This window comes from Prauserella sp. PE36 (genome assembly GCF_003311655.1).
Taxonomy (GTDB): domain Bacteria; phylum Actinomycetota; class Actinomycetes; order Mycobacteriales; family Pseudonocardiaceae; genus Prauserella_A; species Prauserella_A endophytica.
Genome location: NZ_QEQT01000046.1, coordinates 81579 through 107581 on the forward strand (window position 1 = coordinate 81579; position 26003 = coordinate 107581).

Here is a 26003-nt window from a genome sequence, read left to right on the forward strand (position 1 = left end):
CAAGCGGTCACCGGGGACAAGGTCGGATTATCGAGGCTATCTGCCGATGATTGGATCCAAAACGATTGCCTCGGTGGGATGCAGCCGCTACGGTGTGACGCTGTGACGGAGCAGGCACGCCACGCTGCGCCCGGCATCGGCCGGACGGGCCGAGAGCGGCCGATCATGCTCGCCGATGTCACCTTCCGCGGAGAACTCGTCCGAAGGGAACCGAGATGCCTAGCCGTAAGGCGATAGAGCCGGCCGCCGCCTGGACCGAGCTCGTCGTGACCGACGCTGACTGGGACGCCGCGCCCGCCGAGCTCCTGACCGCGATGCTGAGCCAGCTCGTTCTCATCCGAACCTTCGAGGAGTTCGTTCTGGACCTCGCTGCGAAGGGCCTCATCCACGGTCCGGCGCACTCCAGCATCGGGCAGGAGGGGGGAGCGGTCGGTTCCTGCATCTCCTTGACATCAGCGGACACCGTGAACGGTTCCCACCGTGGCCATCACCAGTTTCTGGCCAAGGTCCTCACCCACCTGCACCCCGATGGCATCGATCCGACGAAGCCGGTACCGGACGATGTCCGTGACGCGCTCCTGCGTACCCTGCGCGAGATCTGCGGCCTGGACCGCGGTTTCAGCCACGGTCGCGGTGGCAGTATGCATCTGCAGTGGAACGAAGCCGGTGCGATCGGAACGAACGCGATCGTCGGTGGGGGAGTTCCGCTCGCCGCGGGATCGGCGTGGGCGCACAAACACGCCGGAACGGATGCAGTGGCCGTCAGCTACTTCGGCGATGGTGCGATCAACATCGGCTCGGTGCTGGAGACGTTCAACCTCGCCGCAGCGTGGTCGCTGCCGCTGTGCTTCTTCGTCGAGAACAACCAGTACGCCGTGTCGACACACATCGCCGAGGTCACCGCGGAAACCCGGCTGTCCGGCCGTGGCCCCGGCTTCGGCATCCGCAGCTGGAAGGTCGACGGGATGGATCCGCTGGCGGTTCACCTGGCGATGCGGGAAGCCCTCGAGCACCTGCGCTCAGGCCAGGGTCCCGCACTGATCGAGGCTGAGGTGTACCGGTACTTCCACCAGAACGGGCCGTTTCCCGGCTCGGCGTTTCGCTATCGCACCAAGGAGGAGGAACGGGAGTGGCGCCGACGGGACCCGCTCGACACGACTGCTCGACACATTGTGCGCCGGGGAATTCTCGCTCAGGACGACGTCGCCGGCTGCATCGAGCAGGCCAAGGCGCTGATGGCGGAGCTCGGAGAGGTCATCCTGGAACCAAAACCCGGTGGGAAGCCGAAGGAGCAGCGGATCAAACCCGAGGAGTGGCCGGATCCCGGCTTCGTCGACGAGGGTGTTCGCGGTGATCTCAGCGAGCTCGCGGGGATGACCTTCACCGACCTCGACAACCATCCCGGTGAGCTCACTGAGTCGTCGTTCATCGGCGCGATCGCCGGTGTGCTGGCGCGCCGCATGGAGACGGACCCCCGCGTGGTCGTCATGGGCGAGGACGTGCATCGCCTCAACGGTGGGACGAACGGTGCGACTCGTGGGCTCAAGGAACGGTTCCCAGACCGGGTCCTCGGCACGCCCATCTCCGAGAACGCCTTCGCCGGGCTCGGTGGTGGTCTGGCGATGGATGGCCGGTTCCGGCCGATCGTGGAGTTCATGTACGCCGACTTCATGTGGGTCGCGGCCGACCAGCTGTTCAACCAGATCGGCAAGGCTCGACACATGTTCGGTGGCACCGGCAAGGTGCCGCTCGTGCTGCGGAGCAAGGTCGCCATGGGTACCGGCTACGGCTCGCAACACTCCATGGACCCGGCCGGGGTCTTCGCAACCGCGCCGGGTTGGAGAATCGTCGCGCCTTCGACGCCGTTCGACTACATCGGACTGATGAACACGGCCCTCGCATGTGATGACCCCGTCGTGGTCCTCGAACACGTCGACCTCTACCAGTCCAGCGGACCCAACGTCCCTGATGACTACGACCACTACCTTCCGGTTGGCAAGGCGGCGGTCCGGCGTCGCGGATCCGCGATCACGATCATCACCTATCTCGCGATGACCCAGCACGTGCTGGCAGCGGTCGAGGACGTCGGCATCGACGCGGAAGTGATCGATCTGAGATGGCTCGACCGCGCGAGCCTCGATTGGGACACCATCACGGCGAGCGTTCAGAAGACCAACACCGTGCTCATCGCCGAACAGGGGGCCAGGGGTACCTCCTACGGCGGCTGGTTGGCCGACGAGATCCAGCGGCGCCTTTTCGACTGGCTCGACGCGCCGATCGAGCGCGTCACCGGAGGTGAGGCGTCTCCGAGCATCAGCAAGGTGCTCGAGCGCGCCGCCGTCGCCGGCACCGAGGAAGTCGCCGCCAAGCTTCGCCAGATTGCCGAGGTGTGATTCCCGTGCCCGAGATCCTGCGTATGCCCGAGGTTGCGGCCAACACCACCGAGGCCGTCGTCTCGAGCTGGAATGTCGATCTCAACACGCCCTATGCCGCGGGCGAGGCGATCGTGACGGTGGAAACCGAGAAGGCCGCCGTCGACATCGAGGCCGAAACCGAGGGAGCGCTGCTCCGGTTGCTCGCCGACGAAGGCCAGACGGTCGCCGTCGGCTCACCGATCGCGGTCTGGGGCAGCCCTGGCGAGACCCCGGATGCCGTCGACGCTTTGGTCGCCACGCTCGATCTCCCGACCGGCATCACCACTGGTGCCGGCTCCGACGACGAACGTCGGGCGGAGGCGGTACCCGCCGAGTCCGCCGTCGCCGATCGCGGAGCCGGTGCGGCGTCGCCCGCCAACGGCGGCCGAATCTTCGCCAGCCCGATCGCTCGCAAGCTGGCGGCGGAGGCCGGTCTGGATCTCGCGGCTGTCGTGGGCACGGGCCCGAACCAGAGCATCCGTCGTCGTGATGTCGAAGCCGCGCTCGCGGCCGCCCGTTCGGCGGAGGCGGCGGCCGGTGGTCCGGACGCCGCCGCGTCACCGTCTTCCGATCATGCTGTCGAACCCGCGACCGCGGGGGCGGAGTTCGAGGACGTGCCGATCTCGCGGATGCGGCAGGCCGTCGCACGCCGCCTGGTCGACAGCAAGCACAGCGCGCCGCACTTCTACCTGAGGGGAACCGTCCGCGTCGACCGCCTATTGGATGTGCGACGCGAGCTCAACGACGGCACCCAGGCCGCGATCTCGCTCAACGACCTCGTCGTCAAGGCGGTCGCCGTGGCGCACTCCCGGGTGCCTGGCCTGAACGTGCGGTGGAACGGTGACTCCGTCCGCCAGTACCGCCAGGCCGACATCGCGGTCGCCGTGGCGACCGAGCACGGGCTCGTCACACCGGTCGTCCGCGGTGTCGACACCATGCCCATCGGGAAGCTGGCCGAACGCACGCGGGACCTCATTCGGCGAGCACACGACCGCCGGCTGCGGCAGCACGAGCTCGAGGGAGGCTCCATCACGGTCACCAACCTCGGGATGTTCGGCACCGAGGAGTTCGCGGCGATCATCAATCCGCCACACGCGGCCATTCTCGCCGTCGGCGCGGCGAGCCGGCAGCCTCACGTCGTGGACGGCGAGCTGGGGGTCGCGACCATCATGCGGCTGTGCCTTTCCGTCGACCATCGTCCTGTCGACGGTGTCACGGCGGCCGAATGGATGCGCGAGTTGACCGGCATCATCGAACACTCGCTGCAGATCCTTGCCTGACCCGCCGAGGACCGGGGCCGGCACCGAGTGGCGCATGGTGATCGGCTGCGGGACCCGAGGGCCATGCGGCGCTCCGCGGAGCTCGGCCGAGGTCGCCGTCGCCGCGGCCGAAGCCCACGCGTCAGCGCGCGCAGTCGCGACGGCCTCGTGGAGCCGGTCCGCGCCGTGGCGCATATACGAGGTGTCGACGGTCGATCGGGTCGCGGCGTCGTAGCTGCGCGCCACACCGGCTGAGGCCCACCGGCGACTTCGGCGCCCGGATCGCCCGCTTGGCATGGCCTCGCCTCGTCGCCCTGACTCAGGATCGGGGGCAGTCCGAAAGGCTCGTGCCTGCGGGGCGAGCGCCGCCTCGACGCACAGCGGGCCGATTCGCCCTCGGGCGCGCATCGACCGGCCCGCACCGACCGGGTCCGGCACTGGCATGCCCTGGTCGTGGTGATCTCACTGAGCCGGGTCCCGGCCACTACGAGGCCGTCGCACATCGTGCCTGGCGAGCAGGTACACGCATCCGGCGGGAAGCTCGTCAGGACCCCTGCCGCCCCGTGAGCCATGGCGGCCTTTCGGTCTCTAGTCGAACAGCTCGGGATGCTCGGCGAGAGTGATCCTGGTCCGGCGGATGTGTCCGGAGAGGAATCGTTCGGCGTCGACCGGGTCGCGGCGATGGATCGCATCGATGAGCAAGCGGTGTTCATACGTGATGATCGACCGGCCTCGGTCATCGATGAGTTGGGCGTAGGCGCGCCGGTAGTGCTGGGTGGTGTTCCAGAACCGGGTGACGGTCTCCAAGAGCTGCTTGTCGGTGCAGCCTGCGTAGGTCGCGAGGTGGAACTCCCGGTCGAGGGCCACGAACCGGTCCGGCGACGTGGTCTCCTCGACCTCGGTTTCGAGCGCCTCGAGCCGGGCGACGTCCTCGTCGGTGATCCCCTCAAGGCTCAGCGTGAGCGCCAGCGGGTCGATGCGCTCGCGGATCCGATATGCCGTGTCGAACTCGTTGAAGTCGAGTTTCGCCACCCTCGCGCCGCTGTAGGACTTGACGACGACGAGCCCGTCGGCCTCCACCATCCGGAGGGCCTCCCGGACCGGGATCCGGCTGGAGCCGAGCCGTTCGGCGATCTCCTCCTGACGCAGCCGCGTGCCCGGTGCGAGCTCTCCGTTGAGGATGGCAGTGCGCAGGTAGTCGGCGATCCGCCGACTGCTCACGCCGGTCTTCGCGGGTTCGAGGCCCTCGGGGGCATCCTGGCTGGGTTGCTGGTCGCTCATGGGCTCAGGATGGCGCACCGGCGTCCGGCTCCTGTCTGCCGAGTGTGCGGCCGGCCGCCGTCGTTGCCGCATACCACGGGTCCATGCGCCGGCATCGCGGCTCCTCTCTCGTCGCGGGGGAACGCTACTGGCGATTGGACACAATCGCAACCGCTCTGCGGTGAAGTCGACGCCACTTCGAGGGGTTTCCAAGCCCTTGCCCTCTGAAATGGATCCGAACTGCTGGTAGAGGGCATGCGGGGGCAGAGCGAGGGTATGGCCGAGGGGCGGCTCGGCGGTGCGGGCGAGCGGATGCGCGCGGTGGCGCCGAGGGACGCCCCGGTCGCGTACCAAGCCCGCGTGCTCGTGGCTGAATGAATCCAATCATGTCCCAACTCGAAGGTCAACCAGCGTTTTTGTGCGCTGTTGGGCAGTTATTGGATCCCAAATGCTTGACAGCGGTTCCGGCGGGGCTCAGGATGTGGATCCCATCACGAGCGTCACCAGAACGGCGGAGATCGGTGCCGCCCGGCAGCAGCGGACCTCGCAAGGAAGCAGAGGTGCATGAAGTGAAGACAACTCGACCATGGGCGCGGGGTGTCGCCGCAGTGGCCGCCGCGATCGGCATCGCGGCCTGCTCCGGCGAGGCGACGTCGTCCGGGACCGGTAAAACGCTCGGCATCGTGCAGTTCAGCGGCGACGACGTCTACTCCAACAGGGCGCTGGAGGGCGCCGCCGACTATGCCGAGTCGCAGGGCTGGCAGACCGTGACGGTGGATGCCAAGGGCTCGGTCGACGGCGCCAACACGATGATGGAGAACCTGGTCACGCGCGGCGTCGATGCCATCGTCGTGAGCGTGTTCCCGTCTTCGGCGCTGGGCGCCGGTGTCGCGGCGGCCCGGCAGGCGGACGTTCCGGTGGCGAACTGGGGCGGTGGGCTGGCTGACGGCGTCCTGTTCGCGGCGGACACCGCACTCGGGGACGAGATCGCGCAGCGGGTCGTCAGCGACATGGGTGGCAAGGGCGAGCTGCTGGTGCTCGGTTACCGTCCCGGTCTGCCGTGCCAGGACCGCGAGAAGTCGATGGACGCGGCCGTCGCGGGCACCGATATCCGGGTCAGCAAGCAGCAGATCACCATCCCGGGCGCGGCCACTTCCGCGGCCGAGGCCACGCTCGGCTGGCTCGCGTCCCACCCGAAGGGCGACACGCCGCTGGCGGTGTGGTCCTGCTTCGACGACCCGGCGACCGGAGCGGTCTCCGCATTGAGACAAGCCGGTCGCGGCGACGTTCTCAGCTATGGCCTGAACGGCACGGCACCGGCGGTGAAGCTCGTCGAGAAAGGCGAGCTCACCGCGACACTGTGGATCGATGGTCCCGGTCAGGGCGAGGAACTCGCCAAGCGTCTGATCGCCCACGTCGGTGATCCCGGATCGGTCGAGCAGGAGGTGATCGGCGGTGCCACGCAGATCGTCGACAAGGACAACGTCGCGGACTTCCTCGAGCAGCACGATGAACGCAACTGAGCTCGTGCCGCCCGGCCAGCGCAGGCCAACCTCGGCGGCCACCTTCGTCGAGGTGCAAGCGCTCACCAAGACCTACGGCGCCATCCGCGCGCTCAAGGGTGTGAACATCGCGTTCCGCCGAGGCGAGGTCCACGGCCTGGTGGGCGCCAACGGCGCCGGCAAGTCCACTTTGGTGCGCTCGCTGGCCGGCCTCGAACAGCCCGACTCAGGCTCGATCCGCATCGACGGCGTCGAGACGCAGATCCCGAATCCGTCCGCCGCGACCAAGCTCGGTCTCGCCTTCATCCACCAGGAGCTCAACCTGGTGGAGACGTTCACCGCGTCGCAGAACATCATGCTCGGCAGCCATGAAGGGGCTGCGCTGGCCTACCGTCGGATCGATGGCGTCCACCCCACAGCCCGGACCGTCGCGACGATGCTCGGGATCGATTTCCGGCTCGATCGGCCGGTCGCGCGCCTGACGGTCCACCAGAAGTGGCTGGTCAGCATCGCACGCGCTCTCGTGCACGACTGTCGGCTGATCGCGATGGACGAGCCCACGGCCTCGCTCGGCGCGGAGGAGTCGGCGCGCCTGCTGAAGGTCGCGCGCGACCTCGCCGATCACGGCGTGGCGGTGCTGTTCATCAGCCACCGCCTCGACGAGGTCCTCGAGCTGTGCGACCGGGTCACGGCGTTCCGGGACGGCGGGGTGTCGGCCACCATGCAAGGAGCGGAGGCCACCCGGCGGCGACTGGTCGAAGCGATCGTCGGTCACGAGGCCGCCCCATCCCGGCCGGCCTCACGGGTCGCCAACGACGACCGGCCCGTCGTGCTCGAGGTCTCCGATGTCCGGCGCGGCCGGGCGCTCACGGGCGCCACCCTGCAGTTGCGTGAAGGCGAGCTGCTCGGGATCGCCGGTCTCGTCGGGTCGGGCCGCACCGAGTTGGCTCGCGCCATCTTCGGCGCCGACCGGATCGATTCGGGAACGATGCGGCTGTTCGGCCGCCCGTATGCGCCCAGGTCGATCACGGACGGGATTCGTCATCGGATCGGGCTCGTCTCCGAGGAGCGTCGTGCCGAGGCGTTGTTTCTCGATCTCTCGGTCACGAGCAACCTCTACGTCAACACCTGGCGCAAACACCGAGTCCGCTTCACTCCGTTCACCTCTTCCCGCAGAGCGGAACGCCAGGCAGCCGAGGTCTCCCAGGAGCTGGGAGTGGTGCTCAGGCAAGGCGGCGTCCGCCAGCCGATCGGCGGCCTGAGCGGTGGGAACCAGCAGAAGGTCGTGATCGGGCGCTGGCTGCAGACCGAGCCGGCCGTCCTTCTCCTCGACGAGCCGACGAGGGGTGTCGACATCGGCGCACGGGACGAGATCTATCGCCGGATCCGCTCCTTCGCCAGGGCCGGTATGTCGGTCATCGTCATCAGCTCGGAGTTCGAGGAGCTGCTCGAGTGCGACCGGGTGGTCGTGATGAGCGCCGGCGCCACCGTCGGAGAGCTCACCGGCGCTTCGATCACCGTCAAGGACATGCTCCGTCTCTGTTACCACTGGCCGGAATCCGGGAGCTGACATGACTTCCACCGTGACCGCGCACGCAGGGCCCGCTGCCGACACCGGGCGGCGAGCACTTGGCTTCTTCGCCAGTTACGGCACCCTGATCGTGCTCGGAGCGATGATCCTCGGTTTCGGGATCGCCCGCCCCGTCGAGTTCCTCAGCGAACGCAATCTGATCAATGTGCTCAACCAGAGCGCGTTGCTGGCGATCGTCGCGGGCGGCCTCACCTATGTCCTCGTGGCGGGCCAGTTCGACCTCAGCTTCGCCAATGTCATCAGCTTCTCGGGGATTCTGTGCGTCGGGCTGATGGAACGCAGCGGTCTGCCGGTTCCGCTGGCGATCGGCGGTGCGCTGCTGGCCGCGATCCTCGTCGGTGTCGTGAACGGTTTCCTCGTCGCCTACGTGCGGATCCATGCCATCGTCGCCACGCTGGCCACATCGACGGTCCTGCTCGGACTCAACTTCCTGTACAGCAACGGCGCGCCGATAACCCTCGGCGAGGGAGGATTCACCGAGATCGCGCGAGCAAGGCCGGCAGGCATTCCCATTCCGGTGATCGCCATGGCCGCGATCCTCGTGATCCTGTGGCTGGTCCTCAACCGCACGCTGCTCGGACACCATCTGCAGGCCACCGGATCGAATGCCGTGGCGGCACGCCTGGCCGGGGTCGAGGTTGGACGCGTCACGCTGGCCGCCTTCGTCGCGGTGGCCGTATGCGCGGCGATCTGTGGCGTGCTGCTGTCGTCGAGGATCGGCAGCGGAATGGTCACCGCAGGCGACGGCTTCCTCCTCAGCGCCTTCGCCGCCGCCTTCCTCGGGGCGTCGGTGATTCGCGACGGGCAGTTCCACATCCTCGGCACCTTCGTCGGCGTTCTCATCGTCAGCATCGCAGGCAACGGGCTGGCGATCCTCGGGGCACAGTCCTATGTCCTCTACCTGGTCCAGGGCCTTGTTCTGCTGGCGGCCGTCGCGCTGAGCACCACCAGCCGCCGCGTCCTCGGGCGGCAGCGCCCATGACCAACACCGCCGGATCCGCGCAGCGAACAGCAAAGGAGCGCCACGTGAACACCCACGACGTCGACAGCCTGGCCGCGACGATGGAACGTGCCATCGGTGCGGGGCGCGTCGATCAGGTCGCCTTCCTGGTCGAGGATCTGCACACCGCCGTCCAACGCTGGAGCGCGCTGTACCGCGACGACGAATGGCGCGTCTACACCTACGACCCGGCGAACGTCCAGAACCTTACCTACCGCGGGAAGCCCGGCAGGTTCGCGTTGAGGCTGGCGCTGGTCGGGGCAGGCCCCCAGGTCGAGCTGATCCAGCCGCTGGCCGGGCCGAGCATCTACCACGACTGGATCGACCAGCACGGCTACGGCCTCCACCACTTCGGATTCTTCGTGCCCTCACTCACCGACGCCGTCGCGGAGTTCGAGGCGGCGGGCCACCCCACCATCCAGTCCGGCTCGGGTTACGGCCTGGATGGCGACGGCGGCTTCGCGTACTTCGACTTCGAGGACACCTATGGGATCCACCTCGAGGCGATCGAGGTACCCGCCCGCAGGCGGCCGAGTGAGCGGCTGCCGTAGGCCCCGCAGGGCAAGTACCACTGCCAGAGAACGAACAGGAGTGAATCGAATGGCCGAGACACTGACCTCCGCATGGTGGGACGCCTTCGCCAGCGAGGCGAACCACGACACGCGTTTCAACGACGCCGCCAAGCACTTCCACGGACGCATTCAGATCGACTACGGCACTGGTGTGACGAGCTTCCTCGTCGCGGGCGGCCGCGTCCTCGATGTCATGGACGGTCCCGCGCCGCGCGGTGCCGATATCGTGTTCCGTGCGCCCCGTGACGAGTGGGACCGCATCGTCGCCGGGGAGTCCGACTTCATGAAGGCGACCACCCCTGGCCTCGGTCGGCTCGAGATCGACGGTGACACCGTTCTCGCCATGGACAACATCCGTGTCGTCCACCTTCTGCTCAAGGTCATGGCGCGGGTCGGCAGGCGTCCCGAGCCGGCCCCGGCGCCGTCCCCCGATCCACGCCCGTCCGGCGAACCCACCGTGGGGAGGTACATCACCGTCGACGGTATCCGCACCTACTACGAGGAAGCCGGCCAGGGACCGGCCATCGTCTGCTTCCACGCCGCGTGCCAGGACTCTCTGATGTATCGCTACGTCCTGGACGGCTTGTCGGATCAGTACCGTGTCATCGCGGTCGACGCGCCCGGTCACGTCAAGACCGACCTGCCCGCTGACGGCCCATTCCAGAGCCTCACGAGGCACGCGGAGTTCAACGAGGCCTTCATGGAGGCGCTCGGCCTGAGCAAGCCGTCCATCATGGGCTGCTCGATGGGCGGCAACCTCGTCCTCGAGCTCGCCGCCCGGCGACCGCAGGCCTATGCCGCGGTCATCTCGTCGTGCGGTGCGGATTACACACCGACGATGTCGGGTTTCCTGCTCGAAATGCTGCTCCGCAACGGGCAGCAGATCGTCGAGACGTTCTGCGAGTCCCTCACCGGGGCGCGCACGCCCGAACACCGGGCGAGAGAGGCAGTCTGGCAGATCCGGCGCAACGTTCCCGAGGTGATGGCGGGTGACCTCATCGGCTACGCGGGCTTCGACCTGCGCGAGCAGGTGGGCCGGATCGAGGCGCCCGTGCTCCTGCTGAGGGGCGAGGCCGACTGGCTCGTCTCGAAGGAACAGGTCGAGGCGACCCAGAGCCGCATCCCGGGCAGCCAGGTGGCCGTGCTTCACGGCACGGGCCACTACCCGATGATCGAGAACCCGTTCGAGTTCAACGAGGCCGTTCGCGGTTTCCTGCACCAGAACGGATACAAGTAGTCATCGTCGGCGCGATCCGCTTGAGCGCGGGAGACACCGCCGAGTCACTGGTGGACCGCTCGCGGCCGGACATCTTGATCCATGGCGTTCGGCGCCTCGGGGACAGCTGGTCTGTGCCGGGAATTTGCAGTGTCCTGAGTTGGGCACGCCGAGTCCGCTGTGGCGGCGCAGTCGGTTGTGCCAGATCTGAAGGTCGTCCGGAAGTCTCCGCACGACCCTGCCGGAGTGGGTGACGCGCTGTGTCGCACCAGTTCAAGCAGGTTGGTGCGACACAGCGCGACGATGACCACTCGGAGGCATCGTTCCGCCTGGCTAGCCTGCCGATCCCGACCGCGCCGAACGCGCCTTCCACTACCTCCTGGCCCGCCACTGAACACGACCGCGGGCCCAGCCGGCGCGCCAGGACGAAACGCTGCTGTCGCGCGCCCGCGGTCGGCTTGGACCCTCCTCCCGGCCTCACCGATTCGCGTGCTCGACGGAGCCGGATTCGGGAGCGTCGGATTCGACTAACCCCCGGGTTCCGCTGCGGCACTGGAGAACGCCACCCAAGACCCCCAACTGTCGATGCGGTGCCACAGCCGCTCGCGCGTGCCGGCGAAGTTGTGCATGTGGCCCATCCGCGGGCAGATGTAGAGGTCGACCGACGTGGCCGAGAGATAGGCGCGGGGCTCGCCCTTCGGGTCGGCGATGATGTCGCGTTCACCCATGGCGACGAGGACGGGGACCTCAACGGCCGCAGCTTCCGGGGCGATCACGCCGGGGGTCAGGACCGAGTCCGTGACGCCGAGGGGAACGGTCGGCGAGGCCCAGGGCCCGCTGTGGACCTGGGCGGGGTCAAGGTCCACATCGTCGTAGAAGAACAGCCAGTGGTTGCTGGCGGAGGCGAGTTCGGGTGTGGCGGCCGCGCGGCGCGCGGCTTCGTAGCGTTCCGCGTTGAGGACGACCGGGGGCCGGCCGGCAGGCACGTCGCGCAGGCGCCACGGCCGGACCAGCGGTGTCGCTCCGGGCGGGGCGGGTGGATGGGAGTGCACGACGCTGTAGCCGAGGACGGCGATGCCGTCGTAGCAGTGATGGCGACCCTGCTGCACCACGGTCAGGCTGCCGCCCATGGACTGGCCGATGCCGAGGACGACGGGATTCCGTAGCGGAGGAAAGTGATCGTCCACAGTGCCCTGTTCGAGCCGGTCGAGCACGACGCGTTCCGCTGCCAGGCTCGCCGTCGTGATCGCGGTGTAGTCGAGCCGGTGGGACTCGTGCGTGCTGCTGTCCCCGGCGCCGAGGTGGTCGATCGACACGAAGACCCAGCCGCGGTCGGCATGCCATTCCGCCTGGCTGACGTCGCCGCCGGGTAGGGGGTGAGCGAAGTACTCTCGCGAGAATCTCGCGCCGGGCTTGGCGAAGCACACGATCGGAGGGGCGCCGAGCTTGTCCGGCGTCGGCAGGTGCACGGTCGCCGCGATAGTGGCCGTCTCGCCGAGCCCGGCGACGCCGGTGACATCGAGGGTGAGGTCGGTCCGTTTCATCGGCGCTCGTCCGGGCGCGCGAGCACCCCGTGCAGAAAGAGGGACACGGCGTGGCGGAGGTGCCGCTCCTCGACCTCGGGCGGCCTGGTGACGCCGAAGGCCGCGAGCCGGGCCGGCACGGCCGCGACCATGGCGAGGAACTGCTCGGCGGCGATCTCGGGGTCGTCGACGGCCACCGTGCCCTGCTCGGCGTGACGACGGAGAACGTCCATGATGGTCTGGATGCGTGGCGACCAGGTCAGTGACTGGGCGCCGCGGGCGAACTCGGGGAAGCGCACGGCTTCGGTCATCGCGATGCGGCTGAGCCGGACGAGGTCGGGGTCGACAGCCCTGGCCAGGGTCGAGCGCGCGATGGCGAGCAGCGCCTCGCCGAGGTCATCGGGCGTGGAGTCGACGGCGGGCTCCTCGTGCTGCTGGCGAGCCATGGCCCACTGGACGACCGCGAGGAACAGCGCGCGCTTGTCCGGGTATTTGCCGTAGAGCGTGCGCTTGCTGACCTCGGCCGCCTGCGCGACGGCCTCCATGGTGGTTCCGTCGAACCCTCGATCCAGGAAGACGTCGAGCGCCGCTCGCCGGATCCGCTCGCCCAGCTTCGCCGCCTCGGCTTGCGTGGGTCGTCCGGCCCGGGTTCGCCCGGTCGATTTCGCTGCCACGACGGGAAGTATACGGACGGCGTTGACTTAAGTAAACGATCGCGTGTAATTTCTGCGACATGAGCCGAACCTCAGCAGTGTCGCTGGATCCCGCGAACGTGGCCTCCTGGGCGGAGTATCCGTTCGAGGTGTTGCTGGCCCTGCCGCTGGCCGAAGTCGAGGAGCCGCAACGCGTGGCACTCGCCCGCGCCTTCGAGACCTTGCGGCCGACGGTCGCCGCGTTGGACAAGCTCGCGGCACGGCAGGGCGTCGACCGCGTCGACGCGATCGACGACGTGATCCCGGTCCTGTTCGATCACCGGGTCTACAAGAGCTATCCCCTGAGCCTGATCGAGAAGCGGCAGTTCCCGCGTCTCACGGCGTGGCTGGACCGGCTCACCCGGCACGACCTGACCCAGGCGTCGCTCGACGGGGCGAACTCGGTGGACTCCTGGCTCGACCGGCTCGACGAGCACGGCATGATCGTCGGCCACTCGACGGGCACCACCGGCAAGCTCAGCTTCATCCCGCGTTCCCGCACGGAGTGGCCTGCCTGGAAGGCCGCCTACTTCAGCGTGCTGCATGCCGCGACGGGCGTGGACACCCGAACGGTCCGGATCCCGTCGTTCGCGACCGGGCACCGCTCAGGGCATCAGATGATGACGAAGATGGGCAGGCTCTTCGCGCAGGAGCAGGCCGGGGGCGAGGCGGCGCGGCGCACGCTGCACGACTACGCGCTGTCGTCCGATCTGCTGTCGCTGGCAGGGCGGCTGCAGGCCGCCGAGGAGCGCGGCGAGCTGGACGAGCTGCAGATCGACCCGCGCATTCTCGACGAGCGCAAGCAGCTGATCGAGGCGAGCCGGCACCGTGACGACGACCTGCGGCGCTGGTTCGCCGAGCTGGCCGAGGAGTTCCGTGGCCAGCGCGTGCGGATCGGCGGCACCTCCGCGGACCTGGTGCGGATCGCGCTGAAGGGCCGAGAGGCCGGCATCGTGTGCGACTTCGCCCCCGATTCGATCCTGATGGCCGGGGGCGGCATGAAGGGCTTCAAGGACGCGCCCTCGAACTGGGAGGAGCTGCTGAAGGACTTCTTCGGCATCGACCGGATCCGCAGCATGTACGGCATGTCGGAGTGCATGGGCACGGCGCCGTTGTGTGAGATGGGCTTCTTCCACTTGCTGCCCTACACGATCCCGATCCTGCTCGACGCCGACGCCCGCCCGCTCCCACGCCAGGGTGTCCAAACGGGACGGCTCGCGCTGTTCGACCTGCTGGCCGAAACCTACTGGGGCGGCTTCATCTCCGGCGACCGCGTCACCATGCACTGGGACGAGGACTGCCAGTGCGGCTGGAAGGGGCCGCGCATCGAACGGCACATCGTGCGGTTCGGCGAGCTCGACGGCGGCGACGACAAGATCACCTGCGCCGGTACCGCCAAGGCGTACAACGACTTCATGGACTACGTGAGCGAGGCCTGACATGACCGTGACCGCCGAGCCCGGAACGTCCGTCATCGACATCCCGATCATCATCCGTGGCCGCGTCATCGAGCCGGGCGACGACGCGATCGAGTTCGGCGGTCGCGGCGGGGCGCGGTTCCGCTGCCCGGACGCCCGCAACCATGCCGCCGATCTCGTCCTCCGGGACGCCAGTGACCTCACCGACCTGCACGAGACCCCGATCGACGAGATCATCGACTTCCTCGCCGAACTCGGGCCACGTCTCGACCTGGACCGCAACCCGCTGCTGCAGACGGCTTTCCGGCTCTGCCTGGACGCGGGGGAGCTGACCGAGCCGGTGCTGCGGCCGGTCTACGAACAGCTGCCCGGCATGTTCCGGCGTTCCCGCATGAGCGCCCAGGTCGAGAAGATGCTCGGAAAGTCCTATCTGGACGGCTGGGTGGAGCTGGGACGGCGGGGCGCGTCCACGATGCGCATGCGGGCCATCGGCACGCGGCAGGTCCACGTGATCGCGGGCAACGTGCCGATCGTGGCGGCCCTCACCGTGCAGCGCGCCGCTCTGACCAAGGGTGACTGCCTGATCAAGACACCGTCCAACGACCCGTTCACCGCCGCGGCCATCGTCCGCGCGATGATCGACCTCGATCCGGACCATCCGGTGACCCGGCATTTCGCGGTCGCCTACTGGAAGGGCGGCGACGAGCAGGTCGAGCGGCAGATCTACCGCCCTTCACGGATCGAGAAGCTGACGGCGTGGGGCGGCATGTCGTCGATGAAGCACATCCAGAGGTACCTGGTTCCCGGGATCGAGCTCATCAGTGCCAACCCGAAGCTGTCGATCTCCATCGTCGGTCACGAGGCGCTCGAGAACCCTGCCGCACGGGAGGAAGCGGCGCTGGGGGTCGCGCTGATGGCGGGACGGATGAACCAGACCGCCTGTTCCAGCACCCGCGTCGTCTACGTGGAGTGCGGCACGGACCCGGACGACCTGGACCGGCTCGAGGAGTTCGGCATCGCCGTACACAAGGCGTTCCTTGGCCTGCCCCCGCACGAGTCCACCGCGCCGAAACGTCCGGATCCCGGCCTGGAGGACGAGTTGCGGGCCGTCGCCCTCGACGACGAGTTCTACCGCGTCATCGGCGATACCGCGAGCGCCGGTGTGGTGGTCTCCCGCACGGACGAGCCGGTGGAGTTCGCCGACAGCCTCACCAACCGCGTGGTCAACCTCGTGCCGATCGCCGACATCAGCCGGGTGCCGCGCTGGGTGAGTGAGGCGACCCAGACTGTCGGCATCTACCCGGAGCGGCTGCGCGAACGGTTGCGCGACGACCTGGCCCTGCACGGCGTGCAGCGCACCCTGCCGCTCGGCGCGTCGCTTTCGGCGCAGGCCGCCGCCGATCCCGATCAGACCGTCGGCCTCCCCCACGACGGGACCGAACCGATGCGCCGCAGCGTCCGCTGGGTCATCGACCAGTCCGTGGACCCGGTGTGACCACAATGGACATTAGAAGTCTCGGCCCCGGCGGCCTTTCCGTCTCCCAGCTGGCGCTCGGCACGATGACCTTCGGCATGAAGGACTGGGGCTGCGACGAGGACACAGCGATCGCGCTGGTGCACCGCTACCTCGACGCGGGAGGGAACTTCCTCGACACCGCCAACGCCTACGGCCGGTCCGAGGAGATCTGCGGCCAGGCGGTGCGGGGACACCGGTCGCGGGTGGTGCTCGCCACCAAGGCCGGGCTCCCGGTGGGGCCCGGCCGGCACGACCGGGGCAGCGGCCGTGCTCACCTGCGGTCGGCGTGCGAGGGCAGTCTCCGCAGGCTGGGCACGGACTACATCGACGTGTACTGGGTGCACGTCGACGACGAGGCCACACCGCTGGAGGAGACGGTCGAGGCGCTGGACGAGCTCGTGCGGGAAGGCAAGGTGCGGCACGTCGGCGCGTCCAACTTCCGCGCCTACCGGCTGATGAAGGCGCTGTCGGTCGCCGACCGGCTCGGCGCCGCCAGGTTCGTCGGGTTGCAGGGTCAGTACAACCTCATCGTGCGCACCCTCGAGCGCGAACACCTCCCGCTGCTGGCGGAGGAAGGACTCGGCCTCGTCTCCTGGAGCCCGCTGGCCGCCGGCATGCTCACCGGCAAGATCACGCCGGGGGAGCGGCCCGAGGGCACCCGGCTCGGGCAGCGCGAGGTCGCCTTCGACGCGCTGGTCAAGAACGAGCACGGGTTCCGGGTGGCCGGACAGGTGCGCAAGGCGGCGGCCGAGATCGGCTGCACGCCGGCGCAACTGGCGCTCGCGTGGCAGCGGACGCGCCCGGTGACCTCGGTGATCATCGGCGCCCGGACCCTCGCCCAGCTCGATGACAACCTGGCCTCGCTGGACGTGACCATCCCGCCGGACGTGCTGGAGCGGCTCGACGAGGCGACACGCCTGCCCGACGAGTACCCGGGCACGTTCATCGACATCGTCCAGGGCTGGCTGCGCGGTACCCGGCCCGGCGTGACCGCGTGAGTTCCCGGGTCGGACCGGACGCGGTGCTCGGGCCCGCCAGGCCGTGGCTGCGGCGCTGGACCTGAACGCCACCGACGCAGCGTGTACAACGGCAAGGGTTGGATTCCGACCTCAATTGTGGGCGGCCTTTCACGGCCGGTCCCCGGCGAATGCGTCCGGGATCGACGACCGGCAAGCTGAATGACGCACTGCAGAACGGGAGGACGTTGGAGTCCGCCGAGTAGCGCAAGGCCGCCGACCGGGTGGTGCAGGAGCGGCTGGCCGAGCTCGTCCCCGTCATCTTCTACACGCGCCTCGCCCGCGGTCGAGCTGGCGCCAGGCGTGCACGGTGCCGCGATGTACGGCTTCCGGCTCACCGCTGCCCGAGGAACTGTGGATCGAACCGTAGTCGGTGACGCAGCCGCGACTGCGCTGAGGCGGTGTCGCGGTCTGCTTCCCGACTTCAACGAGGCGTAGGGCGGGATCGGGGCGAGTCAGGCGATCTTCGTGACCGGGCCCGCGGTGATGCCGTTCTCGTTGAAGGAGTCGATGGCGACCCAGTAGTCGGCTCCCGCGTTGAGGGTTCGCAGGTCGAGGTCGTTCTGTTCGTAGACCAGCCAGCTGTGGTAGAGCTTGTCGGGCGCGATGCCGTAGCGGACGTTGTAGCCCTGCGCGGTTGCGCTGGCCTCCCATTCGATGCGTGCCGTCCGGTCGTCGACTCGGTTCGCTCGCGCGGTGACGGCTTCGGGCGCTTGACCGTCACCGATGCCGAACACGCGCAGCCCACTGATCGAGAACGGGCCGTCGAAGGGCATTCGCCCGGCGGTGACCCGGACGTATCGGGCTCGCTGCGAGGGTTCGAGCACTACGAAGGCGTGTGGAGCGTCTTCGTTCGATCCGCGGTTGTCCGAGACCGTGTGCCACTGCTCGCCGTCCGGGGAGATCTCGATGAGGGTCTCGGTCGGGTGGGCATCGGGGTAGATCGCGCGCCGCTCTCCGGCGGCTTCCGCGACATCGGGGAGTTCGGGGGCGTGCGCGGCCAGGTCCTGGTCGGCGAGGTTGAGCTGGATCGCGTTGATGGTGCGTTCTTCGCCGAGGTCGACGCGGAGCCATTCGCCCGGCTGCGTCGTTGCGGCGGTCCACCAGGTACGGATGTCCTCGTTGACGGCGAGTTCGGGTCCGTGTCCTTCGGCGGATGAGGAGGCGATGGTCTTCGCGCGGAAGGACTGCAGCATCCATCCGGCGAAGGTTTCGGTCCAGGGATCGGCGCGGCGGTCCGGCACGATTGTCGGGTAGTCCCCGAAGTTCTGGTTGCAGAACAGGATTCCATCGGTGTCGAACCCGGCGGGGAAGAGCCCGACGCGCCGTTCGAATTTGTGGTGCACCGAGACGCGCATAGTCGAGGCGTGCCACCAGTTGCCGTGCTCGTCCTGGAAGGTACTGCCGTGGCCGGCGCCGGTGGCGAACCCGCCTGGCTTCGAGGAGAACGGGCTGTCCGGCGCGTACTCGAAGGGACCCAGGGGCGAGGATGCGGTGTAGTAGCCGTCCGCGTAGGTGTTCCATTGGGTGCCGGGTGCGGCGTACTGCAGGTAGTAGGTTCCGGCGTGCCGGGTCATCCAGGCCCCTTCGATGAAGGGGCCGTCGCCGAGGTGCTCGGCGATCCTTCTGGCCAGCTCCGTCGTGGGTTCGGCTTTGACGTGGTTCTCGCCGACCTGTTCCCAGCCGTGCCGGTCGGGGTCGCCGCCGAAGAGCGGGACCGGTTCGCCGATGCGGTCCATCGTGTCCGGGTCGACCCGGACACCGGTGATGGGTTGCCTGTTCGAGCAGCCCCAGTAGAAGTAGACGGCGCCGTCGTCGTCCTGGAACAGGTGCGGGTCCCAGAAGGGGAAACCCGCGTTCACCAGGGTGAAGTCGTCGGCAAGGGGGTTTTCGCTTCGGTAGAACGGGCTGTCGGTCTGCCGGGACGCCGAGACGTAGAGGGCGCCGTTGATCTCGCGGACGTCGGGGGCGTAGTCGAGCGGCGCGAGTTTGGTGCTGGCCCGGTACTCCCAGGTGCGCAGGTCCGCGGAGTGCCAGAAGCCGGCCGACATGGACGCGAAGAGGTAGAACCGGCCGCCGTACCGGATCACCGACGGGTCGGCGGCCTCACGGTGCACGGTCCGGCCGCCGGCCATGGGGCGCAGGTCCTGGTAGCGGTAGGAAAGGTCCATCGGGTTGCAGACGACGGAGGTCATGAAGGCATGCTTTCTGGTTCGGTTGGGCCGGCGGACGGGCTCGGCAGGGACAGCAGCCGATCGCTGTCGATCCCGCCGCCGGTCAGGTCGAGGGCCTGGGTCATCGCGTGACCTGTCGCCGTCACCGGGGCCGGATCCGGCTCGCGTCATGGGCGAGGTCATGCGAGTCCGGAGCGGTTCAGGCTCCTTTCCATGAGGTGCTGTGCACCACGATGTAGGGCTGATTGGCCAGACCCGGCTCGAGGCCCGGGAGGATCACGGGCGGATCGCCGGCGGCCTGCGCCTCCACGAAGAGCACGAGCGGGAACGAGCCGGCGGTGTACTCGGCGGGGATCGACGCCGTGAAGCCGCCGTCGCACCGCCGCATCTCGGCGGTCTGGAAGCGCTCGCCCTGATTCAGCCGCCGGTAGTGCAGCGTTGCCCGGTCGACCGATCCCTCCGCATCGCGCAGGCGCACCGGGAAGGCACTGCCGCGCTCGAACCTGTCCGCTGTCTCGACGCGTGCCCGGGTGCTGCTTCGCACGAGCGCCGCGATCGGAACCGGCTGGGCTTTCGTACTACTCGCGGACGCCGCCGATCGAGCCTGGCTCAGCTCGAGCTTCAGCAGATGCAGGTCCTCCCGCATCGCCATCAGCCGATCCGACCAGTGGCCGCGCTCCGACACACCGACTCCGAACGCCATGTCGTCCTGGTAGACGCCCGCGACCGCGGAGGGTATCCGTGCGTACGCGGCGTGAGCCTCGCCCAGCACCTCGACAGCGCGCTCCAGCGCCGTCGGATCGGCAGTGCGCCGGAATATCGCGTAGTCCACCGCGGCTCGCAGCTTGCCGGCGAAGAAGCGCCCGAGCTCGGCGAGCACGCGCAGATCGACCAGAGTCCGTTCGGTCTGGGGGGCCTGGCTTCCCGCCTCCGCTGTCGCGGTGAGCCCGCGCTCACCGTCCGCCACGAAGGAGTCGATCCATGCCGCGACCTCGACAGGCGTGTACTTCCCGCTCACCTGGCCGCTCAGCAGGTCGTCAACGAACTCCCCGACCGCGTAGAACATGGTCGGATCGAACGGGCTCACGCCCTCCCAGGTGCGCGGCTCCGCCGTGTCGAACGCATAGTGGGTCGCCTGCTTCCAGTAGGAGATCGCGAGGTCCACATACATTTCGGGCCAGTAGAAGTTGTTGGCGCCCGAGACCCCGTGCACGACCGTGACGAGGGGCAGGATCTTGCTCAGCGCACTCAGCGCGCGCTCGATGTGCGGGGCTGCCACGCCGTACTCGCTGCTGAGAAATCGCCGCCACGTGTCCGGGTGCGCGTCGGGGTTGTAGAGGAGCCGGCCCCACAGGAGGTAGGTGTACCGGTACTTGCGCCAGTCATGCACGTCGAGCCGCAGATCGTCCCGGAGATACGGGTCACGGCCGCCGGGCCGCCCGGTGCCTTTTCGGCCTTTGAAGTACAGCGGCTCGCAGAACTCCAGTCCGCGAGAGCCGCCCAGCGTCGCGTAGCGGCCGAATCCCGCGGCGATGTCCGGGTCGCCCCAGAGCAGCAGCTTCTGGGTTCCTGGCCACATGCGGAACAGCACGTCGACCGCACGGTCCTCGGAGAGGTAGTCGGCGTAGCCATAGCGGGTGAACCTACGCTCCCCGTTCGTCACCCCGGTGATCGATCGGTCCATCCCCGCCCACGTGAGGGGAGTCAGCTCCCGCTCGCGGATGGAGGCCTGATGGTAGGGGAGTCCCATGTGCTCGGCCCAGTACTTCGCCGAGATCACCGGGCGAATGTTGGGCTTGTCGACGGCCTCCAGCAGTGCGCCGTCGACCCCCTTCGCATGCATGTCGACCTCGATGGGGCGGCCGACGTCGGAGACGGCCTGGAAGACCTCGTTCCAGAAGTGCTCGTGTCCTTCCTCGTGGACGCCGCCCTCGTGGTGCACCCGGAACGTCAGGCCCTCGATCTCGGGGATCAGCCGCAGGAGCTTCGCGAGCGCCGCGGCGGAGTAGGACGCATGGATCTGTCTGCTGATCCCGAGGATCGGGTACCAGTGGGGCGAGTCGTGACCGAAGTCGTACGCGTGATTCCACAGCCCGAGCTGGAACGTCATCCCTCGTCGCCACGTCTCCTTCGCGATGTAGGCGAGCGACTCGAGGTTGCGATCGCGCTCCGCGTCGGTGACGCCTTGCGCGCGAACCTCGTAGCCGGGCACGTCCAGCAAGAAGGGATACGGGAAGCACAGGTAGTTGTCGGTCGCGGTCCGGCTTTCCGTACCGGTGCCGTAGTTGTACTGCATTCCCAGCGCGAGCTGGAATCGGTTGAACCGCTGCAGGGCGAGGTGGTCCAGGTACGCGGTCCAGAACCCGCGATCGTGGAACCACGGAGCGTCCTCGTGCGCACTGGAGAACGAGCGCTGGATGCCGCGGACCGGCACGGCAGGCCGGTCCGTCTGCACCTGCCCCGCTGCGATCCCGGAAACGCCCTCATGGCGAAGGCGCTCCGCCACTTCCGTGAGCGCGTAGGCATATCCACGGGCGTCGTTCGCGGCGGCCGTGATCCGCGGTACGCCATCCTGCTCAGGTCGAACGGCGAACGTGAACGCCTCGGCCACGCCCGGCGGGCTTTCCAGACCCTCCCGCCGGAGCGTGGCGTGATCGTCCGCCGAGACGAGCAGCACTCGGAGGAGAGCAGCGTCCGATCCGGTCCCGAAAGCGCTTCGTGCGGCATCGTTCAGCTGGGCGAGGGCCCAGGGGACCGGCGCCTGGTCCACGGTGCGAGGGTCGGCACAGCGCACGTCGACGTGGTGACGATCATGGGACATGTGGGCTCTGTTCCTTACCTGGGTGAGCGTCATCGCCCGTCGACGACGTCGAACTTCCTGATGCTGCTGAAGCCGTTCGTGCCGTCGCCGAGATGCTTGACGTTCTTCGCCGTCACGATGTTCGAGTTCAGGAAGAACAAGGGTGCGAAGAGCGCGTTCTCGACGACGTACGCGTTCAGCTCCTGATAGATGCCGGCTCGGCGAGCCGGGTCCATCTCCCGGTTGGCCGCCTCCTCGAGCCGCTCGAACTCGGGCGACGACCAGTTGAAGGGGTTCTGCGAGGAACTGTGGAACTGTCGCTGCACCTCCCGGGGAGCGACATCGCTTCCGACCAGGAAGAAGTACATCGGGTACTCTCCGGCCGCGACCGCGGCAGTGGCGTTCTGCGCCGGCGTGGGATCCCAGCTGACGCGGATTCCGATGTCGCCGAGCGCCTGACTGATGGTCGGTTCGAATGCCTGTGACACGGGGGTGCTCGGCATGTTCACGTCGAACCCGTCGGGATATCCGGCTTCGGCCAGCAGCTTCCGAGCCTGTTCCGGGTCGTACTTGTACAACCGCTCGAGGTCGGGGTCGTACGCCTCGCTCTTGAGGCCGAACTGCTGGTTCGTCGGAGATCCAGAGCCGAAGAGCAACTTGTCCACGATCTCGCTCCGGTTGAACGCCATGTTGATCGCCTGCCGTACGCGCAGGTCACCGAGTGGCTTGAGGCGCTTTCCCTCGCGGTCGGCCAGATTGAGATAGCCCGCCGACGTAGAGGCATTCGAAGCGATGCTGAACTCGGGGGACTTGAAGGAATCCAGCTGGCTCATCGGGACGGTGGAGACGTCGACCTCACCCGAGCGCAGTGCGTTGAGCGTCGCGGCTTGGTCAGAGATGACGCGCACGGTGATCGTTGCGAACGGGTAGGCGTCGGCGTTCCAGTAGTCCTCACGTCGTTTCAGCACGTAGGACGACCCGCTCACGCTGGCCGACGTGTCGAGCACGTACGGGCCGGAGCCCACCGGGTCAGTCGGCGTCCTCGGTTCGTCGACGGTCTCCGGGTCGGCGATCACGCCCGCGTCCAGCGCCATGTTGTAGATGAAGGACTGATCGGGCGCGGAGAAGCGGACGACGACGGTGTTCGGGTCGGGCGCCTCCACGGAGTCGACGGAGCTCATTTTGGACTGCTGCTGCCCCGGAGTCGCCTTGTTCCGCTCGAGGTTCGCGGCAACCGCCTCCGCGGTGACCGGGTTACCGTTGCTGAACGTCATTCCGTCCCGCAGAGTGAACGTCAGCGTGCGTGCGTCGTCACTGTATTCCCAGCTCTCGGCTGCGTTCGGCTGGAGCTTTCCCTCGTTGTCGTAGTACAACAACGTGTCGTAGACCGAGCCCCAGATGTAGGCCTGCGTGCCGCCGTCCAGCTGCGCCGGATCGAGCGAGCGTGGTGCCGACGCGATGCCGATGGTCAGCTCGGCCGCCTCGCCTCCCGGCTGGCTCGCGGTGGGGGAACTGCATGCGCCCAGCGCGAGAATCGCGACGGTGGCCGCCGCGATGAACGCTCTCCGCGAGCGTCGTACTGTGCTGGTTCGTCCAGATGTCTTCACGTGTGACCTCGTTGTCTCAGTGGTGTGACGGGGTGACGATTGACGGTTGTGCTACCTGGCCGCGCCGCCGGACGGTGCGTAGTCCGAGATGTGCCGGTGAACGAGGCCGGCGACCAACCCCGGCTGCTCGACGGGCGCCAGGTGCGCGGTACGCGGCAGCATCACGTGGCGCGACATGGGCACCGCCCACGCTATGTGCTCGAGGTCTGTCACCGGATTGGCTGTGTCGGCCTCACCGCTGACGGCCAGCGTCGGCGCCTGGATCGCCGGCAGATCGTCGTTCACGTCGGCCGTGGCGAGTACCTCGCACGCCGCCGCGTACCCTGCCTGATCGGTCGCCTCCAGCTCTGCGCGGCGAGCGGCGACGATGCCGGGGTGCTCTCGCTGGAACTCCGGGGTGAACCACCGGTCGATGATCCCGGGTACCAGCGACGGGAAGTTCCCCGCTCGGACGAGCCTGCCGCGCTCGACCCAGACGTCGCGCCGGAACCGCGCCGCGCAGCAGATCGCGGTGAGTGTCCGCACGCGGCCCGGCGCGACCGCGGCGGCCCGCAGACCAACGAGCCCGCCCAGCGAGACCCCGACCACGTGGGCGCTTTCCACCTCCGCCGCGTCCAGCGCGGCGAACAGGTCGTCGACGAGGTCGTCCACGGTGAAGGAGGTTTCCCCCGCCGGTAGCCCGCGGTCTCTCTGGTCGTATCTGACCGTGGCGATTCCGGCGGGCAACGAGCTGATCACGCCGTCCCACATCCGGGCGGTCGTCGCGAGTGAGTTGACGAAGAGGACGGCCGAATCGCTCCGCGTCTCGCCTCCCGTCGACGTCCGGACCAGGCCGAGCTCGCGGCTCCTCACAGGCTCCTCCTTTCACTGACGCTCATCGCGACCGCTGACCGGTCACAGCGAACACCCGGAGATCGTTGAGGGACCCCGCGGCACCGACGTACTCGATTCCGCTCCGCGTCGCCCAGGTCGTGCTCTGCAGGAAGATCGGGGCGAACCAGGCGTTCTTCACGGCGAAGTCGTTGATCTGGCGGTAGATCTCGTTCGCCGCGTCCAGGTCGGTCTCGGGGCCGAGCTTCTCCAGCAGAGCGTCGAGCTCGGGATCGCGGGTTCCGAAGGGATTCTGCGACCCGGACTCGGCGAAGTAGAGCGCGGTGGTCCGGGACGGAGGGGCCACGCTGCCCAGGTTGAAGTACATTCCCCACCGGGTGGTCTGCCCGGACTGCTGTGCGGGCACAGGCTCCCATTCGACGGTGATGCCGACATCGGCGAGTGCCTGCGTGAGCGTGGGCTGAACCGGCTGCACGAAGAGGTTGGCGGGCATCGTGAGCGAGAACCCGTTCGCATATCCGGCCTCGGCGAGCAGCCTCCGCGCCTTGCCGACGTTGAAGTCGTAGTCCGCGTCGAGGGCCTTGCGATACGCGGGCGAGTTCGGGTTGAACACCTGCGTCGTCGGCTGCCCCCGGCCCAGGAGGATCGCGTCGATGATGCCCTGACGGTCGAGGGCGAGGTTGATTGCCTGCCGGACTCGGACGTCGGCGAGAGGGGGCGCGACATCGCCGTCGCGGTCGGCGATGACGAGGCCGCCGACTGTGACGCCGTCGACCTCGGTGAGCGTGAAGCCCGCCCCTTCGATCTGTTTGGCCTGTGTTCCGTCGACGGTGCCTGCGTCCAGCTCGCCCGTGAGTAGCGCGTTGAACAGCGCGGTACGGTCCTGGATCACGCTGACGGTGACCGTCTTCATCGGGTAGGCGTCGACGTTCCAGTAGTCGTCTCGACGATCGAGAACGTACTTGGACCCATCGACCGTCTCCTCCCGGTTCAGCACGTACGGTCCTGATCCGATCGGGTTCAGGGCGGTCCGTTTGTCGTTGATCGTGTCTGGATCGCCGATGACACCGGAGCCGTAGGCCAGGGAAACCAGCAGGTTTGGATCCGGGCGGCTCAGGTTGATCACCACTGTGTGCTTGTCGGGAGTGCCGACGGATTCGATCGCACTGAGGTTGTTCTGCTGGGGACCGGCGGTGTCGCGCGTTCGTTCCAGCGTCGACTTCACCGCTGCCGAGGTGACCGGATCGCCGTCACTGAAGGTCAGATCGTCGCGAAGCGTCAGCGTCAGCGTCAGCGCGTCGGCAGAGTACTCCCAGTTTTTCGCGGCACTGGGCTGGAGCTTCCCGGCATGGTCGAGGTAGAGCAGCGTGTCGTACAACGACGCCCACACGAACCGCTGGGTGCCGTCATGGAGCTGCGCGGGATCGAGTGAGTTCGGCGCGTTCTGTACCGCGAACGCGAGTGTCGCATCGGGTGAGGACGTCCCGGCGGGAGGATCGCTGGTGGCACTGCAACCGGCGATGGCGAGCGCGGCGACGACGGCGCCGACTGTGACGCGGACCTTGCGTGGCATGTGAGCTCCTTTGCTCTGCATTGCCTTGGTGGTGATGCG

Annotated in this window: 19 protein-coding genes; 11 read left to right on the plus strand and 8 right to left on the minus strand. The window is 68.1% G+C overall.

All coding sequences use genetic code 11. The annotated features are described in order from the left end of the window. The first annotated feature begins 215 nt into the window (after positions 1-215). Positions 216-2393 (plus strand): thiamine pyrophosphate-dependent enzyme, encoded by a 2178-nt coding sequence (locus DI005_RS08660; RefSeq protein WP_113641772.1) that lies wholly within the window; start codon positions 216-218, stop codon positions 2391-2393. Positions 2394-2398: 5 nt separating this feature from the next. Continuing rightward, complete coding sequence (locus DI005_RS08665; RefSeq protein WP_113641823.1) at positions 2399-3694, plus strand: dihydrolipoamide acetyltransferase family protein; 1296 nt, start codon at positions 2399-2401, stop codon at positions 3692-3694. A gap of 567 nt (positions 3695-4261) precedes the next feature. Here the strand turns inward: DI005_RS08665 and DI005_RS08670 are convergent. Continuing rightward, on the minus strand, positions 4262-4954 hold the full coding sequence (locus DI005_RS08670; RefSeq protein WP_113641773.1) for a GntR family transcriptional regulator: 693 nt from the start codon (positions 4952-4954) through the stop codon (positions 4262-4264). A 234-nt stretch (positions 4955-5188) separates the two neighbouring features. Between DI005_RS08670 and DI005_RS39450 the strand changes: the two genes are divergently transcribed. The 6 genes from DI005_RS39450 to DI005_RS08695 are packed head-to-tail and all read left to right on the plus strand — an operon-like array spanning position 5189 to position 10835. Beyond that, on the plus strand, positions 5189-5311 hold the full coding sequence (locus DI005_RS39450; RefSeq protein ID WP_255565677.1) for a hypothetical protein: 123 nt from the start codon (positions 5189-5191) through the stop codon (positions 5309-5311). An 8-nt stretch (positions 5312-5319) separates the two neighbouring features. Further along, on the plus strand, positions 5320-6456 hold the full coding sequence (locus DI005_RS08675; protein WP_233520055.1) for a sugar ABC transporter substrate-binding protein: 1137 nt from the start codon (positions 5320-5322) through the stop codon (positions 6454-6456). Beyond that, a complete protein-coding gene (locus DI005_RS08680; RefSeq protein WP_113641775.1) occupies positions 6443-8005 on the plus strand; it encodes a sugar ABC transporter ATP-binding protein in 1563 nt (520 codons plus the stop codon). The genes DI005_RS08675 and DI005_RS08680 overlap by 14 nt, the downstream gene beginning before the upstream one ends. Position 8006: 1 nt before the next feature. Beyond that, a complete protein-coding gene (locus DI005_RS08685; RefSeq protein ID WP_112267710.1) occupies positions 8007-9008 on the plus strand; it encodes an ABC transporter permease in 1002 nt (333 codons plus the stop codon). Between the two features lie 44 nt (positions 9009-9052). Next, the gene (locus DI005_RS08690; protein ID WP_199542667.1) at positions 9053-9577 is read left to right on the plus strand and encodes a VOC family protein; all 525 of its coding nucleotides are present in this window, start codon (positions 9053-9055) and stop codon (positions 9575-9577) included. Between the two features lie 49 nt (positions 9578-9626). After that, entirely contained in the window at positions 9627-10835 is a 1209-nt protein-coding gene (locus DI005_RS08695; protein ID WP_113641776.1) for an alpha/beta fold hydrolase, read from the plus strand. Between the two features lie 506 nt (positions 10836-11341). Here the strand turns inward: DI005_RS08695 and DI005_RS08700 are convergent. Then, positions 11342-12358 (minus strand): alpha/beta hydrolase, encoded by a 1017-nt coding sequence (locus DI005_RS08700; RefSeq protein ID WP_112267690.1) that lies wholly within the window; start codon positions 12356-12358, stop codon positions 11342-11344. After that, entirely contained in the window at positions 12355-13011 is a 657-nt protein-coding gene (locus tag DI005_RS08705) for a TetR/AcrR family transcriptional regulator (RefSeq protein ID WP_112267688.1), read from the minus strand. The genes DI005_RS08700 and DI005_RS08705 overlap by 4 nt, the downstream gene beginning before the upstream one ends. Positions 13012-13070: 59 nt before the next feature. Here DI005_RS08705 and DI005_RS08710 point away from each other — a divergent pair, with 59 nt between their 5' ends. From DI005_RS08710 to DI005_RS08720, 3 genes are read left to right on the plus strand one after another with little or no spacing between them, the layout of a single operon-like run. Further along, on the plus strand, positions 13071-14468 hold the full coding sequence (locus tag DI005_RS08710; protein ID WP_147263832.1) for a hypothetical protein: 1398 nt from the start codon (positions 13071-13073) through the stop codon (positions 14466-14468). A 1-nt stretch (position 14469) separates the two neighbouring features. Continuing rightward, a complete protein-coding gene (locus DI005_RS08715) occupies positions 14470-15942 on the plus strand; it encodes an acyl-CoA reductase (protein ID WP_113641778.1) in 1473 nt (490 codons plus the stop codon). A 5-nt stretch (positions 15943-15947) separates the two neighbouring features. Continuing rightward, complete coding sequence (locus DI005_RS08720) at positions 15948-16961, plus strand: aldo/keto reductase (protein WP_113641779.1); 1014 nt, start codon at positions 15948-15950, stop codon at positions 16959-16961. 473 nt (positions 16962-17434) lie between these two features. On the opposite strand, the gene DI005_RS08725 is transcribed toward DI005_RS08720, so the two are convergent. The 5 genes from DI005_RS08725 to DI005_RS08745 all read right to left on the minus strand — a co-directional run bounded on the left by DI005_RS08725 (position 17435) and on the right by DI005_RS08745 (position 25964). Next, positions 17435-19174 (minus strand): family 43 glycosylhydrolase, encoded by a 1740-nt coding sequence (locus DI005_RS08725; RefSeq protein ID WP_113641780.1) that lies wholly within the window; start codon positions 19172-19174, stop codon positions 17435-17437. 178 nt (positions 19175-19352) lie between these two features. Beyond that, positions 19353-21974, minus strand: coding sequence for a hypothetical protein (locus DI005_RS08730; RefSeq protein ID WP_113641781.1), 2622 nt, complete (start codon positions 21972-21974; stop codon positions 19353-19355). Positions 21975-22003: 29 nt separating this feature from the next. Then, on the minus strand, positions 22004-23560 hold the full coding sequence (locus DI005_RS08735) for an ABC transporter substrate-binding protein (protein WP_113641782.1): 1557 nt from the start codon (positions 23558-23560) through the stop codon (positions 22004-22006). 51 nt (positions 23561-23611) lie between these two features. After that, positions 23612-24412, minus strand: coding sequence for an alpha/beta fold hydrolase (locus DI005_RS08740; protein WP_113641783.1), 801 nt, complete (start codon positions 24410-24412; stop codon positions 23612-23614). Between the two features lie 22 nt (positions 24413-24434). Beyond that, the gene (locus tag DI005_RS08745; RefSeq protein ID WP_113641784.1) at positions 24435-25964 is read right to left on the minus strand and encodes an ABC transporter substrate-binding protein; all 1530 of its coding nucleotides are present in this window, start codon (positions 25962-25964) and stop codon (positions 24435-24437) included. Positions 25965-26003 lie beyond the last annotated feature (39 nt).

Excerpts from the sequence above, each read along its gene's own strand:
- DI005_RS08660 (WP_113641772.1), top strand. The coding sequence starts at position 216 with ATGCCTAGCCGTAAGGCGATAGAGCCGGCCGCCGCCTGGACCGAGCTC.
- DI005_RS08670 (WP_113641773.1), bottom strand. The coding sequence starts at position 4,954 with ATGAGCGACCAGCAACCCAGCCAGGATGCCCCCGAGGGCCTCGAACCC.
- DI005_RS39450 (WP_255565677.1), top strand. The coding sequence starts at position 5,189 with ATGCGGGGGCAGAGCGAGGGTATGGCCGAGGGGCGGCTCGGCGGTGCG.
- DI005_RS08675 (WP_233520055.1), top strand. The coding sequence starts at position 5,320 with ATGTCCCAACTCGAAGGTCAACCAGCGTTTTTGTGCGCTGTTGGGCAG.
- DI005_RS08680 (WP_113641775.1), top strand. The coding sequence starts at position 6,443 with ATGAACGCAACTGAGCTCGTGCCGCCCGGCCAGCGCAGGCCAACCTCG.
- DI005_RS08685 (WP_112267710.1), top strand. The coding sequence starts at position 8,007 with ATGACTTCCACCGTGACCGCGCACGCAGGGCCCGCTGCCGACACCGGG.
- DI005_RS08695 (WP_113641776.1), top strand. The coding sequence starts at position 9,627 with ATGGCCGAGACACTGACCTCCGCATGGTGGGACGCCTTCGCCAGCGAG.
- DI005_RS08700 (WP_112267690.1), bottom strand. The coding sequence starts at position 12,358 with ATGAAACGGACCGACCTCACCCTCGATGTCACCGGCGTCGCCGGGCTC.
- DI005_RS08710 (WP_147263832.1), top strand. The coding sequence starts at position 13,071 with ATGAGCCGAACCTCAGCAGTGTCGCTGGATCCCGCGAACGTGGCCTCC.
- DI005_RS08715 (WP_113641778.1), top strand. The coding sequence starts at position 14,470 with ATGACCGTGACCGCCGAGCCCGGAACGTCCGTCATCGACATCCCGATC.
- DI005_RS08720 (WP_113641779.1), top strand. The coding sequence starts at position 15,948 with ATGGACATTAGAAGTCTCGGCCCCGGCGGCCTTTCCGTCTCCCAGCTG.
- DI005_RS08725 (WP_113641780.1), bottom strand. The coding sequence starts at position 19,174 with ATGACCTCCGTCGTCTGCAACCCGATGGACCTTTCCTACCGCTACCAG.
- DI005_RS08730 (WP_113641781.1), bottom strand. The coding sequence starts at position 21,974 with ATGTCCCATGATCGTCACCACGTCGACGTGCGCTGTGCCGACCCTCGC.
- DI005_RS08745 (WP_113641784.1), bottom strand. The coding sequence starts at position 25,964 with ATGCCACGCAAGGTCCGCGTCACAGTCGGCGCCGTCGTCGCCGCGCTC.